General features: G+C 63.2%; 1 protein-coding gene and 1 pseudogene. One reads left to right on the forward strand and one right to left on the reverse strand.

Annotated features, from left to right (window positions below):
- A pseudogene (locus EOD07_RS34705) lies at nucleotides 1–453 on the forward strand (MFS transporter); the annotation flags it as partial.
- Nucleotides 454–470: 17 nt separating this feature from the next.
- On the opposite strand, the gene EOD07_RS34710 reads toward EOD07_RS34705, so the two are convergent.
- Nucleotides 471–1,292, reverse strand: an 822-nt coding sequence (locus tag EOD07_RS34710) for a M23 family metallopeptidase (RefSeq protein WP_164772858.1), incomplete at its 5' end; no start/stop codon positions are given.

Genomic DNA, 1,292 nt, shown 5'->3' on the forward strand with positions numbered 1-1,292 from the left:
TTGCTCTCTCATGCCGGCATCCATCGTTTCTGGACCGGGGCCTTTCCGCTGATGGCCTTGATGGGGCTTGGCATGGCGCTTGTGGTATCGCCGCTGTCGACGGCGGTCATGACCTCGGTCGAAGACAAGGACACGGGAGCTGCGTCAGGCATCAACAATGCCGTCTCGCGCGTCGGCGGGTTGATCGCGGTGGCGGCAATGGGCTCGCTGGCGGCTTTCATCTATGCGCGACTGACCGGCAACCCTGCCGGTATTCCCGGTTTCGGCGAGCCGCCCGCGGCCGGGCTGGCGGCCAATCTCGACGCATTGCGGATTACGGCAAGCGATTCGGCTTTTGCCGCGGTCGCCGCTGTCACGACATTGCTTTGCGTGTTGTCGTCGATCATTGCTTGGCTCACCGTGCCCGGGCAGGCATCGCCCTGGCCGCGGCAAGGCGACGATTCGGGCGAATAGTTCAATCGCTCGCGCGATTAATTGGGAAGCTGCGAATCGGTCTTGGCGCTGGCAACCTTCAGCGCGTTGCCGTCTTCCTGCTTCAGAAGATCGTCGATGCGCTCGCGCTCGCGCTTGAAGGCGACGAGATCGTCGCCCTTCAGCACCTTGCCCACCGGCAGGCGCACGCGCATCGGGTCGACCTTGGTGCCGTTGACGATCAGCTCATAGTGAAGATGCGGACCGGTGGCGAGACCGGTCTGGCCGAGATAGCCGATCACTTGGCCCTGGCGCACACGCATTCCGGCCTCGATGCCCTTGGCGAAAGCGCTCTGGTGATTGTAGGAGGTCTCGTAGCCATTGGCGTGGCGGATGATGATCTGCTTGCCGTAGCCGCCGGCCCAGCCGATCTTCTCGACGACGCCGTTGCCGGCAGCGATGATCGGCGTGCCGATGGGCGCCGCCCAGTCGACACCGGTATGCATGCGCACATAGCCCAGAATCGGATGCCGCCGCGCGCCGAAGCCGGAGCGGAACTTGCCGGCGGGCAGCGGATTGCGCAGCAGAAACTGCTGGGCGCTCGAACCGTTTTCGTCGAAATAGTCGGTGCTGCCGTCCTGCATCTGGAAGCGGTAGAAATTCTTCGTCTGGCCGCCGAAGGTCGCCGATACATAGAGCAGGTCGGAATTGTCGGACGTCTGGTCGTCGCCGTCGGGCTGCGAGAACAGGACCTCGAGGCGATCGGCCGGCGAAATCCGCGACTGGAAATCGACGTCGGAGGCGAGAAGCTTGATCAGCTTCTGCGTCATCGCTTTCGACATCCCGTAGGAATAGGCGGCACGGTAGATGCCGTCATAGAT

The organism is Mesorhizobium sp. M2C.T.Ca.TU.002.02.1.1, assembly GCF_003997225.1.